Source organism: Dermacoccus sp. GAS27A, assembly GCF_044909235.1.
Lineage (GTDB): Bacteria > Actinomycetota > Actinomycetes > Actinomycetales > Dermatophilaceae > Dermacoccus > Dermacoccus nishinomiyaensis.
This window is the reverse complement of the sequence record NZ_JBIYDW010000004.1, coordinates 255,129-267,895: the sequence shown is the minus strand read 5'-3', so window position 1 is coordinate 267,895 and position 12,767 is coordinate 255,129. Positions and strand designations below refer to the sequence as shown.

At 69.5% G+C, this 12,767-nt stretch carries 10 protein-coding genes; 3 read left to right on the top strand and 7 right to left on the bottom strand.

Annotation, left to right across the window (positions count from 1 at the left end):
* Positions 1-31: 31 nt before the first annotated feature.
* The 4 genes from pafA to ABH936_RS06295 all read right to left on the bottom strand — a co-directional run bounded on the left by pafA (position 32) and on the right by ABH936_RS06295 (position 5,455).
* Positions 32-1,405 carry a Pup--protein ligase gene (gene pafA / locus ABH936_RS06310; protein WP_404602863.1) on the bottom strand — a complete coding sequence of 458 codons (1,374 nt, stop codon included), beginning with the start codon at positions 1,403-1,405 and terminating at the stop codon, positions 32-34.
* A gap of 78 nt (positions 1,406-1,483) precedes the next feature.
* Positions 1,484-1,675, bottom strand: coding sequence for a ubiquitin-like protein Pup (locus ABH936_RS06305; protein WP_165583598.1), 192 nt, complete (start codon positions 1,673-1,675; stop codon positions 1,484-1,486).
* A gap of 179 nt (positions 1,676-1,854) precedes the next feature.
* Complete coding sequence (dop, locus tag ABH936_RS06300; protein WP_404602862.1) at positions 1,855-3,372, bottom strand: depupylase/deamidase Dop; 1,518 nt, start codon at positions 3,370-3,372, stop codon at positions 1,855-1,857.
* 70 nt (positions 3,373-3,442) lie between these two features.
* On the bottom strand, positions 3,443-5,455 hold the full coding sequence (locus ABH936_RS06295; RefSeq protein ID WP_165583596.1) for an MFS transporter: 2,013 nt from the start codon (positions 5,453-5,455) through the stop codon (positions 3,443-3,445).
* A gap of 113 nt (positions 5,456-5,568) precedes the next feature.
* Here ABH936_RS06295 and ABH936_RS06290 point away from each other — a divergent pair, with 113 nt between their 5' ends.
* Positions 5,569-5,925 carry a DUF3054 domain-containing protein gene (locus tag ABH936_RS06290; RefSeq protein ID WP_165583595.1) on the top strand — a complete coding sequence of 119 codons (357 nt, stop codon included), beginning with the start codon at positions 5,569-5,571 and terminating at the stop codon, positions 5,923-5,925.
* 141 nt (positions 5,926-6,066) lie between these two features.
* Here ABH936_RS06290 and arc read toward each other — a convergent pair whose 3' ends face one another.
* The 3 genes from arc to ABH936_RS06275 all read right to left on the bottom strand — a co-directional run bounded on the left by arc (position 6,067) and on the right by ABH936_RS06275 (position 10,304).
* Positions 6,067-7,698: a proteasome ATPase gene (gene arc / locus ABH936_RS06285; RefSeq protein WP_165583594.1), complete on the bottom strand. Its 1,632-nt coding sequence runs from the start codon at positions 7,696-7,698 to the stop codon at positions 6,067-6,069.
* A gap of 210 nt (positions 7,699-7,908) precedes the next feature.
* The gene (locus ABH936_RS06280; protein WP_165583593.1) at positions 7,909-9,117 is read right to left on the bottom strand and encodes a tRNA (adenine-N1)-methyltransferase; all 1,209 of its coding nucleotides are present in this window, start codon (positions 9,115-9,117) and stop codon (positions 7,909-7,911) included.
* A gap of 11 nt (positions 9,118-9,128) precedes the next feature.
* Entirely contained in the window at positions 9,129-10,304 is a 1,176-nt protein-coding gene (locus ABH936_RS06275; protein ID WP_404602861.1) for a site-2 protease family protein, read from the bottom strand.
* Positions 10,305-10,353: 49 nt separating this feature from the next.
* On the opposite strand from ABH936_RS06275, the gene ABH936_RS06270 reads away from it, so the two are divergent.
* Together ABH936_RS06270 and ABH936_RS06265 are read left to right on the top strand one after the other, a co-directional pair.
* Complete coding sequence (locus tag ABH936_RS06270; RefSeq protein WP_404602860.1) at positions 10,354-11,199, top strand: RecB family exonuclease; 846 nt, start codon at positions 10,354-10,356, stop codon at positions 11,197-11,199.
* A gap of 293 nt (positions 11,200-11,492) precedes the next feature.
* Positions 11,493-12,683, top strand: a complete 1,191-nt coding sequence (locus tag ABH936_RS06265; RefSeq protein ID WP_404602859.1) for a CE1758 family FMN-dependent luciferase-like monooxygenase — start codon at positions 11,493-11,495, stop codon at positions 12,681-12,683.
* Positions 12,684-12,767 lie beyond the last annotated feature (84 nt).

Genomic DNA, 12,767 nt, shown 5'->3' with positions numbered 1-12,767 from the left:
AAGGGCCTGTGCGTCCGAGCCCGCGGGCGTCTCAGACGGGCGTCGTCAGGCTCTCGACGAGACGATCGACGCGGGCATCGGTGGCGAGGAACGGATCCTTGCACATGAGCGTGCGGCCGGCTTGGTCGTTGAGCTTGAGGTGCACCCAGTCGACGGTGAAGTCGCGCCCCGCCGCACGTGCGGCCCTGACGAAATCGCCGCGCAGCTTCGCGCGAGTTGTCTGTGGCGGCGTCGTCATGGCCTCGGTGACGCGGGCGTCGTCGACGATGCGTCGCACGCGTCCAGCCTTCTCGAGCAGACCGAACACGCCGCGTCCGGCGCGGATGTCGTGGAACGTGAGGTCGAGTTGGGCGAGCTTCGGGTCGTCCAGCTCGAGGCCCTGACGCGCCGCGTAGTCGGTGAGCAGCTTGCGCTTGATGACCCATTCGATCTCGGTCTCGACACCGGTGAAGTTCTGCGATTCGACCGCCTCGAGGGTGCGCCCCCACAGGTCGAGGACGTCCGCGATCGCCGGGTCGGGGTCGCCCTCGCGCTCGACGAACGCCGTCGCGCGCGCGAGGAACATGTGCTGCATCGCGAGGGCCGTCATGCTCGTGCCGCCCTGCAGCTCGATGACGCACTGGCCGGTGGGGTCGGCGGAGACGTCGCGGATCGCCTGGATCTGGTTGGCGAGGTGCAGGCGCGGGAAGCTCTCCCCCGCCTCGATCATGCGCAGCACGAGGTGGGCGGAGCCGACCTTGAGCAGCGTCGTCGCCTCGCTCATCGTCGAGTCGCCGACGATGACGTGCAGGCGACGGTAGCGCGCCGAGTCGGCGTGCGGTTCGTCGCGGCTGTTGATGATGGGGCGTGAGCGCGTCGTCGCGCTCGAGTAGCCGTCCCAGATGTGCTCGGCGCGCTGCGTCAGGTTGAACACGGTGCGCCCGTCACGCACGAGCAGCTTGCCGGCGCCCGCGACGAGCTGGCGGGAGACGAGGAACGCGACGAAGATCTCCGCGATGCGGTTCATGTCGGCGCCGCGATCGAGCAGGAAGTTCTCGTGGCAGCCGTAGGAGTTGCCCGCCGAGTCGGTGTTGTTCTTGAAGACGTAGATCGTGCCGTCGACGCCGTCCTCCGACAGGCGCGCCTGGGCGTCGCTCGTCATGTCGTCGAGGATGCGCTCGCCGGCGCGATCCTGGGCGACGAGATCAAGCAGCGAATCGCACTCGGCCGTCGCGTACTCGGGGTGCGCGCCGACGTCGAGGTAGAGGCGCGAGCCGTTGTCGAGGAAGACGTTGCTCGAACGCCCCCACGCGACGACCTTGCGGAACAACGCGCGGCTCACCTCGTCAGGCGTCAGGCGACGCTGACCGTTCGTCGTCGCGGTGACGCCGAACTCCGTCTCGATGCCGTAGATGCGGCGTTCCATGGCTGCTCCTGATCGTCTGACTCGCTGCTGAGGTCGTGACTGGACGCGGTGTCAGGGCCGCTCGCGTAGCCCATGGCGTCACTCGCCGCCCTTCTGCACGAACCCGGAGACGAACTCGCTCGCATTGGTCTCGAGCACGCCGTCGATCTCGTCGAGCATCGAGTCGATGTCGCTCGTCGACGACGCCGCCTGCACCTGGCCGGCGTCTGCGCCTGCCTCGAACTCGTCGTCGCCCTTGCCGCCGGCGTTCTTGAACTGCTGACCGCTCATCGTTGCTCCTCGAAATGACGTCGCTGGTTGCTGTTCGCCACCCTATCGCCGCCCGAACGCCGGAGTGCTCGTTGCACGAGTAATGCGTATCTGCAGGAGGAATGAGCGGCACAAACCCCGTGTACTTGCACAATTCTCGAGCAGCTGTGCCACCTCGTCGCGCGGCCCGCCCCGATCGCTCACTCGACGACGAGGTCGGGCCCGACCTGAGCGATGAGGTGCGCGACGTCGGCGTCGAACCAACCGCGGGTCTGCTCGGCGCTGCCGGCGAGTGGCTCGGGCAGGCGGATGCGCGTGTAGCTCGAGGGCTGCGTGGTGCGGTAGACCATCCCGTCCCACGACGCGGAGGCGACGTCGCTGCCGAACGCCTCGATGCTCTTGCCGCGCAACCATGCTCGCGTGTCGCGCGGGGGCTCGACGACGGCGCGCGCGACGTCCTCGTCACTGACGACGCGGGTGAAGCGACCGGCGCGTTCGAACGTGTGGAACAGGCCCTTGTCGGCGCGCACGTCGGACCACTGGATGTCGAGCGCGCGCAGACGCGGGTCGTCCCACCCGACATCATGGCGTGTCATGAACGCCTCCATGACGCTCTTCTTCGCCACCCAGTCGAGGTCGGCCGCGAGGCTCATGGGGTCGCGACGCAGCCCGTCGAGGACGCGCCCCCAGTGCTCGAAGACCTCGCGCGTCTGCTCCTCGACCGGGTCGTCGCCGCGCCGCCGCCACCACGTGTGCGTGGCATCGCGGTACGCCTCGAGGATGTCGAGCGCGCTCATCGCGCGGCCGTCGACGAGGTCGAGCGGCTCGGCGAGCGTCAGGTCGTGACTGACGGCGCGCATCGACGTGACCGGTCGCGCGAGGACGATCCGCGGCAGGGCCTCGTCCTCGAGAGCGCCGAGCACGAGGCTCGTCATGCCCATCTTGAGCAGGTTCGCGACGTCGGCGTGGTTGGCGTCGCCGACGATGACGTGCAGGCGGCGATACTTGCGGTGGTCGGCGTGCGGCTCGTCGCGCGTGTTGATGATGGGACGCTTCAACGTCGTCTCGAGACCGACCTCGGCCTCGAAGAAGTCGGCGCGCTGAGTGAGCTGGAAACCGGCCCGCTCGCTCTCGGTGCCGATGCCGACGCGGCCGCTGCCGGTGACGACCTGACGCGCGACGAAGAACGGCGTCATGCCCGCGACGACGCGCGCCCACGGCACGTCGCGGCGCAGCAGGTAGTTCTCGTGCGTGCCGTACGAGGCGCCCTGACCGTCGGTGTTGTTCTTGTACAGCTGCGTCGGGCCGTCCTCGTCGTCGGCGAGCAACGCCGCCGTGAGCCGCATGATGACCTCGCCCGCGCGGTCGTACGCGACCGCGTCGCGGGGCGTCGTCACCTCCGGCGAGCTGTACTCGGGGTGGGCGTGGTCGACGTACAGGCGCGCGCCGTTCTTGAGCACGACGTTGGCGAAGCTCGGGTCGATCTCGTCGGTCAGCTGGCTCTCGTGCGCGACCTCGCGAGCGATGTCGTAGCCGCGCTGATCGCGCAACGGCGACTCGTCGCTGTAGTCCCACCGACTTTGCGCCGCGTTGAGGCCGACGTCGTTCGCGTAGGCGCGCACGACGAGGCCCGACAGCACCATCGGCGTCGTCCGTTGATCGCCGGGGCGCAGCACGCCGTACTCGGTCTCGATGCCCATGATGCGCTGAACCGTCATGGCGCCACCCTAGTGATGTTGCCCGGGATTCCTAGTGCCCGCGCCCGAAATCGCGGGCGACATCGGCGGGTCAGAGGGTGATGTCGGCGCTCACCGGTTCGGTGAGCACGGTGACGCTCGCCGCGGCTGTCGCGTCGTGCTCGGCATCGAGAGCGGCGACGACGTAGCGCCCGCCCGGCGGCAGCGGCATGACGTAGCGGCCCTCGCCGTCGGTGAGCGTGTCCGCGTGGTACTCGCCCGAGTGCTTGATGAGCGTCACCGGCACCTGCGCGGCCGGCGAACCGTCGCTGCGCCGCACGACGCCCGTGAGCTGCAGCGGGTCGACGAGGCTCAACTGCGGCAGACCGGGGCCCGTGACCTCGACGATCCGCGAGCGTGTGGCCCAGCCCTCGGCGGAAGCGACGAGTACGTAGCGTCCCGCGCCGGGCAGGGCGAGGCGGTAGCACCCGTCGTCGTCGACGCGCCCCCAGTCGAGGTGCGCGCCGTCGCTGGCGAGCGCCGTCACGACGCCGCGGCGTACGGGGTGGCCGTCGAGGCCGACGAGCGTTCCGGTCGCGACGATCTCGCGGCTGTCGCCACCACGCACGGCGTCCTTGTCGGCGCTCGCCGGGGCGGGATGCGTCGCGGGGGTGGCGCTCGGCGCGCTTGCGGACGCGGGCTGCGCCGTCGGCACGAACGCAGCGACGATGGCGGAGGCGAGCGCCGCGATGGCGGCCATGACGAAGACGGCCTTGAACGCGGCGAGCTTCGGCAGGTCGTGCCCGTCGACGTGCATCGCCATGTTCGTCAGGATCGCCGCGACGGCGGCGGACGACGTCGACGTGCCGATCGAGCGCAGCAGCGTGTTGAGGCCGTTCGCGGACGCGGTCTCTGTCAGCGGCACCGACCGCATGATGAGTGTCGGCATCGCGGCGTACGCGAACGCTGTCGCGGCGCTGCACAGCGTGGCGCCGAGCACGACCTGCCACACCGCGCCGGTGAGGAAGACGCGCAGCGTGTACGACGCGGCAAGGCCGAGCGCGCCGGCGAGCAGTGTCGTGCGGGCGCCGAAGCGCTTCGTGACGGCGGCGCTCGCGGGCGACAGCACGACCATCGCGAGGCCACCGGGCAGCATCGCGACGCCCGCGGCGATGACGGACATGCCGAAGCCGTACCCGGTGATTTCGGGCATCTGCAGCTGCTGGGTCGTCGTCATCATGTTGGCGTACATGGCGAAGCCGACGAGCAGGCTCGCGGCGTTCGTCAGCAGCACGGGGCGTCGCGCCGAGGTGCGCAGATCGACCATCGGCGAGTTGTGACGCAGTTCGTACGGCGCCCAGACGGCGAACAGCGCGATGCTCGCGGCGAACAGGAGCAGGACGCGCTCGCTCCCCCAACCCCACTGCCCGCCCTTGGTGATGGGCACGAGCAGGCACAGCAGCGCCGCCGACAGCAGCACGGCGCCGACGAGGTCGAAGCGTCCGCGCGAGGTGACCTTCGATTCGGGCACGACGAGCGCGACGGCCGCGAACATGAGGCTCGCGGAGACGACCGACACCCAGAACACCATGTGCCAGGAGAAGTGCTCGACGAGGAAACCGGCGAGCGGCAACCCGATCGCGGAGCCGATGCCGAGGGTCGCGCTCATCGTCGCGACGGCGCCGCCCACCTTCTCGCGTGGCAGCTCGTCGCGCAGGATGCTGATGCCGATCGGGATCATCGACGCGCCCACGCCCTGGAACGTGCGCGCGACGACGAGCGCGCCGAGCCCCGAGCCGATACCACCGATGACCGAGCCGACGATGACGAAAGCCAGCGACACGAGCATGATCTTCTTCTTGCCGACCATGTCCGCCAGGCGCGCCAGGATGGGCGTCGCGACGGCACCCGCGAGCAGCGTCGCGGTGACGAGCCATGAGGTGTTGTCGGCGCTCGTGTGCAGCAGCGTCGGCCACTCGGGGATGAGCGGGATGACGAGCGTCTGCTGCAGCGCGACGACGGTGCCGGCGATGCACAGGACGGCGGCGATCAGGCTCTGACGCGACGAGCCCGCACCGGAGCGGGCCGAGGGCTCGGCGTGGGCGGGTGAGTGACGGCTGGGCACGAAGCTCCTCGGGCGACGACTATTGAATTGACAATAAATATAGTCGCTGTTGTCCGGGTTCCGCGGCGTCTGCGCTGCGAAACCCGGGCAAGATCGGCGGATACGGTGGGGTCATGCTTGCTCTCGCGCCGCTTCTCGACCTGCTCGTCGTCCTCGTCTTCGCCGCCGTCGGACGGCGCAACCACGGCGAGGCCTACGCCCTCACCGGCATCGTGACGACGGCGTGGCCGTTCGTCGTGGGAGCGATCGTCGGGTGGATCGTCCTCGTCGTCATGAAGCGATTGCCGGGGCGCTCGCTGACGTCGGGAGTGATCGTGTGGCTGACGACGGTCTTCGTCGGAATGATCCTGCGTCAGGTTTCCGGGCACGGCACGGCCGTCGCGTTCGTCATCGTCGCGCTGGCGTTCAACGGCGCGTGCATGCTCGGCTGGCGTCTCGTCGCGCGCGTGCTGGAACGTCGTCGCGCCTGATCCGGCTCCCCGTTCGGGAATCGCCGCAGCGATACGGCACCTCGCGTCCTCGCCCGCATGGCGCCCGACGACGCCGAACTGGAACGCGGCGTCGCGCGGCTCGTCGAGGTGCTGCGGAACTGACCCGTGGCGACGCGTGAGTCAGTTCTTGTCCGCGAGCGTGCGGATGCTGACGATGCGCTCACCGCGGCGGCCGGACACGCGGGCCCAGTCGTCGGGGTTGCTCGTGCCGGGCAGATCCTCGTTCTCGCGGAACTCGTCACGGCACGCCTGACGCACGTGCTCCGCGCGAATACCGCGCTCGCCGGAGGTGATGAGGGCCTTGATCGCGGCCTTCTTCGCGCGGTCGACGATGTTCTGAATCATCGCGCCGCTCGCGAAGTCGGCGAAGTACAGCACCTCGCGCGAACCGTCCGCGTACGTCGCCTCGAGGTAGGCGTGCGCGTCGTCGCGGGCATACAACTCCCCCGCAGCGATGTCGATGAGCGACACCGCAACCTTCGACGGATCGCCGTCGTGCGCGGCGATTTCGTCGGCGTGGAACGGCAGGGCCGGCGTCAGATACTTGCCGAAGATGTCGCGCCCGGCGACCTCGTCGGGGCGTTCGATGCGGATCTTGACGTCGAGGCGCCCCGGGCGCAGGACGGCCGGGTCGATCATGTCCTCGCGGTTGCTCGCGCCGATGACGATGACGTTCTCGAGGCTCTCGACGCCGTCGATCTCGGCGAGCAGCTGCGGCACGATCGTCGTCTCGACGTCCGAGCTGACGCCGGCGCCACGGATGCGGAACAGTGACTCCATCTCGTCGAAGAACACGACGACGGGCGTGCCCGAACTCGCGACCTCGCGCGCGCGCTGGAACAGCACGCGGATGTGACGCTCCGTCTCGCCGACGTACTTGTTGAGCAGCTCCGGGCCCTTGATGTTGAGGAAGTAGCTCGTCGCGTCCGAGTTGCCCTGCTTCGCCGCGACCTGCTTCGCGAGCGACGCGGCAACCGCCTTGGCCACCAACGTCTTTCCGCACCCAGGCGGGCCATAGAGCAGCACGCCCTTCGGTGGACGCAGGTGGTGCTCGGCGTACAGATCGGCGTGCAGGAACGGCAACTCGACGGAGTCGCGGATCGTCTCGATCTGCCCGGCGAGGCCCCCGATGTCGGAGTAGTCGATGTCGGGCACCTCCTCGAGCCCGAGGTCGGAGACCTCCGCGCGCGTCAGCCGTTCGAGCACGAAACCGCTCTTGGCCTCCATGAGCAGCGTGTCGCCGGGACGCACCGTCACGTCCGCGAGCGGCCCGGCGGTACGGACGACACGTTCCTCGTCGTTGCCCGTCGCGACGAGCAGGCGGCCGTCCTCGAGCGTCTCCTTGAGCGTGACGGTCTCGCCGGCGCGCTCGAACCCGACGACCCTGACGATGTTCATGGCCTCGTTGACCATGACCTCCTGGCCGGGCGCGAGCTCCTCGATCGTGATCGCGGGCGAGAACGACACGAGCATCTTGCGGCCCATGTAGAAGATGTCGGCGCTGCCGTCGTCATGCGCGGCGATGACGGTGGCGTAGTTGTTCGGCGGCTGCGCGAGACGTTCGATCTCACCCTTCATCGACGCGATCTGGTCGCGCGCATCCTTGAGCGTGCGCACGAGACGCTCGTTCTGCGACGACACCGTCGTCAACTGCGAACGCAGCCGCAGGACGTCGGCGGGCGACGTCGCGCCTGATGACGTGTCGTTCGAGGACGACGTCCGGTCCGTCGGGTCGAACTTCGGGCCGCTCATCACCGTTTCCTTCGCCTTCGGGGTGCTCGTCAGAGCCGTCCGGCTCCTCGTGCGCACCGAAGCGCGGCCCGAGCAGCCACTCGTTCCACCCTATCGACCTGCGCACACCCGCGACGACGAACGAGCACGACCCAAGTGGATCGTGCTCGTTCGACGAGGCGCTGATGGCTGGCTCGTGCCTCGATGACGACGTCTGAGACGACCCTCGCGTCAGTCCTGATCGGTTGCGACGGGCGCCTCGGCGTTCTCTGCGGCAGCGTCCGGTTCAGCAGCGACGGACGTCTCCGCGTCGGCGGCCGGGCCGGCGCTCGCCTGCGCCACCGAAGCGTCGTCAGAGCCCGCCGGCGCCGCCGACTCAGGGGCGCGTGCGGTGTCATCGCCCGCGAGCGCCTGTGCCGTCGGGGTGTTCTCGAACGAGCGCACGAGCTTGCGCATCTTCTTGTCGGAGACGGGGCGTTCGCCGACGGCTTCGGGTGTCCACGCGTCGTGGGGCGTGGGCTCCGGGGCGCTGGCGGGAGCGCCGTCGTCACCGTAGGCACCCTTGGCAGGGCGGCGCTTGACGAGCGGCGCGGCGACGCCGTCGGCGAGGCGGCGCGTGGAGATGAGGAAGCCGGTGTGGGCGTGCATGCGGTGCTCGGGGCGCACGGCGAGGCCTTCGAGGTGCCAGCCGCGCACGAGGCTCTCCCACGCATTCGGCTCGGTGAAGCCGCCGTGATCGCGCGCGGCCTCGGCGACGCGCGACAACTGCGTCGCGGTCGCGACGTAACAGATGAGCACGCCGCCGGGCGCGAGCGCCTCGTGAACGACGTCGAGGCACTCCCAGGGCGCGAGCATGTCGAGCACGACGCGGTCGATCGTGCCCGACTCGACGGTCTGCGGCAGCGCCTCGACCAGGTCGCCGACGGTGATGCTCCACGCCGGGTGGTCGACGCCGAAGAACTCGCGCGCGTTGCCCGCGGCGATGGCGGCGAAGTCCTCGCGACGCTCGAACGAGTACAGGCGCCCGTCCTCGCCGACGGCGCGCAGCAGCGACATCGACAACGCACCCGAACCGACGCCCGCTTCGACGACGCGTGCGCCGGGGAAGATGTCGGCCATCGTGACGATCTGCCCGGCGTCCTTCGGATAGACGACAGCCGCGCCGCGCGGCATCGACATGACGTAGTCGCTCAACAGCGGACGCACCGCGAGGTACTCGACGCCCGCCGTGTTCGTCACCGTCACCGCATCGGGCGAACCGATGAGGTCGTCGTGCTTGATGTGACCGCGGTGGGTGTGGAACTGCTTGCCGGGCGTCAGCGTGATCGTGTGCATGCGCCCCTTGGGGTCGGTGAGCTGGATGCGCTCGCCCTCCCGGAAGGGGCCGCGGCGGTACTCGGCGCCGGTCGACGGGGCGGGGGTCTGATCGCTCTCGCTCATGGGGAGCAAGTCTAGGCGCCCCGCGGCATGGTGCCGCTCTCGTGCGCGTGACGCTGCATCGCACGCTCGAGGTCGGCGAGCGTCGCGATGCCGACCAGTCGCAGCGCGACCGGGTCGTCGGCAGCTGCGGGCTGCCCTTCCACCGGCATGCTGACGGTGACGACACCCGGCGTCGGATCGCCCTCGAACGCGGGCAGGATCGCCATCACGTCGTCCTGCGGTGAGGAGATGACGGCGCCCGCATGCGGCAGCAGGGCCTCGCCGAGGGCGCTCGCGGGCACGTGTGGGCGCTGATCCACGGGCACCCGCACGTGCGCACCGGGCGCGACGAGGGCGCTCGCGGCGCCGTCGGCGTCGATGAGGACGATCGTGTCGCCCGTCTCCGGCAGCGCCGCGACGGGCGTGCTCGCGGGGACGGCGACGGCGGGGCGCATGACGTCGGCGACTCGGATGCCGCCGAGGAACTCGCGGTTGATGCCGACGTTGACGGCGACGCTCGCGCCGCGCCAGAGGAACGAGGCGATGAACAGCAGCCACACGAGGCTCCACAACGAGCCGGGCGCGCGTACGAACCCGAGCACGGCCCACGCGGCCACGCCGATGGCGACGATGCGTCCGCACCAGCCGGCGGCCTTCATGCCCGTGGCGCGGTTGCCCGTCAGCTTCCACACGAGCGCGTCGACGAGGAACCCACCGTCGAGCGGCAGACCGGGCAACGCGTTGAACGCCGCGACGAACGCGTTGCTCCACGCGAAGGCCCCGAGCAGCAGCGGCACGGCGCCGTCGCCGTCACTCGCGCGGTGGCCGAGGAAGCCGATCACCGCGAGCGCCGCGTTCGACAGCGGCCCGACGGCGGCGACGAGCGCGCTGCGTCCGGGCGTCGCGTCGGGGGTGTCGTAGCTCGTGTGGCCGCCCATGAGGTCGGCGACGATGTGCGTGACGCGGTAGTGGCAAGCCTGTGCGACGAGGGCGTGCGCCGCCTCGTGGACGAGCACGCTGAGCAGCAGCAGCAACGCGTACCCGATGCCGACGACGTACGCGCCGAAACCCCATTCGGGGTGCAGCGAGGCGACCTGCGGGCCGAAGATCGCGACGATGATGACGGCGATGATCGGCCACGTGCGTCCGATGTAGACGGGAACGCCGCGCAGCGAGGCGATCTTGAGGCCGGGTGTGGGCTCGGGCATGCCCCAAGACTATGTGGGTCTCGTGCGCCGGGCCGATTAGACTTCTCGGATGCCCGCTTCGTTGTCTCCGTCGCGCGCCTCCGACTTCATGCAGTGCCCCCTGCTCTATCGCTTCCGCGTCATAGACAAGCTGCCGGAGTCGCCGAGTGCGGCGGCGTCGCGGGGGACGCTCGTCCATTCGGTGCTCGAGCGTATCTTCGACGTCGACGCCCCGAAGCGCACGCTCGAGCGGGCGCTCGACCTCGTCCCCCATGCCTGGGAGGACATGCTCACCGATGAACCGGAGCTGGCCGAACTCGCGGGCAGCACACCGCACGATCTCGCCGTGTGGCTGCGTGATGCGGAGAAGCTCGTCGAGAAGTGGTTCGCGATGGAGAACCCGCAGTTCCTCGAACCCGCCGAGCGCGAGCTCTACGTCGAGGCCGACCTCGATGGGCTCACGCTGCGCGGGTACATCGACCGCCTCGACGTCGCTCCCGGCGGGCAGATCCGCGTCGTCGACTACAAGACGGGACGCGCGCCGTCGGAGCTGTTCGAGGGCAAGGCGTTGTTCCAGATGAAGTTCTACGCGCTCGTCATCTGGCGCACGCGGGGCGTCATGCCGCTCATGCTGCAACTCGTCTACCTGGGCAACAGTCAGTTCTTGCGTTATCAACCCGACGAGGCCGACCTGCTCGCGCTCGAACGCAAGCTCAAAGCGCTGTGGCGCGCGATCGAGCGCTGTGCTCAGACGGGTGACTGGCGGCCCAAGAAGTCGCGCTCGTGCTCGTGGTGCGACCACAAGGCGCTCTGCCCGGAATGGGGCGGCACTCCCCCGCCGCTGCCCGAACATGCGGCGCGTCTCGCGCTCGATCCGCGCGCCACCGGCGACCTCGGAGACGTCGATGGCGACTGAAGGATGACCGTTCGGGCCGGTCGTCGAAGCGGCAGCCACCGTCCGAGTGGCGCGTCGCGCGCATCTATCGCCTCCTGCACTGCGTCCGCCCCCGCGACGAGGCTGACGACAACCGCTCATTCACCAACGTCCATCGAATGTGGACGAAAATCGCAGATGGGTACGGGAGTCGCAGTTGGGCCGCGCAGGGCCAGAGTCACCGGGCGCGCAGCTGGAATAACCGGCCGCGCCGTCCCGTTCGGCAAGTAGTTGCATTTTCAACTACATGAATGCATGGACCAAGGGAGGCCCTCATGCAGTTCGGCATCTTCACCGTCGGTGACGTCACGACGAACCCGACGACAGGGCGCACCGTCAGCGAGCACGAGCGCATCGCGAACACCGTCGAGATGGCGAAGCTCGCCGACGAGGTGGGCCTCGACGTCTTCGCCACGGGCCAGCACCACAACCCGCCGTTCGTCGCACCGGCCAACCCGGCCGTGCTGATGGCGAACCTCGCGGTGGTGACGAAGAACATCATCCTGTCGACGTCGACGACGCTCATCACGACGACGGACCCGGTGCGCATCGCCGAGGACTACGCCTACGCGCAGCATCTCGCCGGCGGCCGCGTCGACCTCATGCTGGGGCGCGGCAACACCGGCCCGGTCTACCCGTGGTTCGGCAAGGACATCCGCGACGGCATCCCGCTCGCCATCGAGAACTACGCGCTGCTGCGCCGCCTGTGGAACGAGGAGAACGTGACGTGGGAGGGCAAGTTCCGCACACCGCTGCAGGGTTTCACCTCGACGCCGCGCCCGCTCGACGACATCGCGCCGTTCGTCTGGCATGGCTCGATCCGCAGCCCCGAGATCGCGGAGCAGGCCGCCTACTACGGTGACGGTTTCTTCCACAACCACATCTTCTGGCCGCCGCAGCACGCTGCGCAGATGGTGCAGTTCTACCGGGAGCGCTTCGAGCACTACGGTCACGGCCGGGCGCAGGACGCGATCGTCGGCCTCGGTGGGCAGGTGTTCATGGCCGAGTCGAAGGCGAAGGCGATGGAGACGTTCCGCCCCTACTTCGATCACGCGCCGGTCTACGGTGGGGCAGGTTCGTTGGAGGACTACACGCGTCAGACGCCGCTGACGGTCGGCACGCCGGACGAGGTCGTCGAGGCCACGCTCGGCTTCCGCGACTACGTCGGTGACTACCAGCGTCAGCTGTTCCTCATCGACCACGCCGGGTTGCCGCACGCCGAGGTCATGCACCAGATCGAGCTGCTCGGCACGAAGGTCGTGCCGCAGCTGCGCGCCGAGATGGACGTCCCACGCGCCGCCGGCGTGCCTGATGCCCCGACGCATGCCAGCCTGCTGGCTGCGCGCGCTGCCCAGGCGACCGACACGCCCTCGGCTGACGCCGGTCAGATGGGCCGCGTCGAGGCAGGTGTGCCGCGCGCTCCGCAGACCGACGACGTGACGGGAACGCGCGCCGAAGACCGTTGAGCATCAGCCCGGTTCGCCGACAACTCGGCTGACCGGCCCGGCGGGCGCCGCCGGCGGCGGCGTTCGGCCCAAACTCAGAACAAC